Here is a 261-nt window from a genome sequence, read left to right as displayed (position 1 = left end):
CTCAGCGCCTGATAGAGCCGAATGTGCCAACGCCGGATGCGGGCATAGGCCATCAGGGCCTCGTCCAGCTCGACATGGGTCTCCAGCGCCTCGGCCAGCGTCAGGGCGTCCAGCAACCCCATGTTCACCCCTTGGCCCAACTGAGGGCTGGTCGAATGGGCGGCGTCGCCGACCCCCGCCAGCCGGTCCGCCACAGGCAGTCGCAGCGTGTGGTGACCATAGCGCGCCAGCGTCAGCGCCTCGGCGTCCGGAATGGCGTCC

Annotated in this window: 1 protein-coding gene; it reads right to left on the bottom strand. The window is 69.3% G+C overall.

Features of this window, described 5'->3' with window-relative positions:
* On the bottom strand, positions 1–261 hold a 261-nt coding region (locus tag RYX56_RS26655; protein WP_317124255.1), incomplete at both ends, for an FAD-dependent monooxygenase.

This window comes from Alkalihalophilus lindianensis (assembly GCF_032843265.1).
Taxonomy (GTDB): Bacteria; Bacillota; Bacilli; order Bacillales; family Bacillaceae_D; genus Alkalihalophilus; species Alkalihalophilus lindianensis.
Note: the sequence above shows the minus strand (reverse complement) of the source record. Positions and strands in the feature narration are given on the sequence as shown.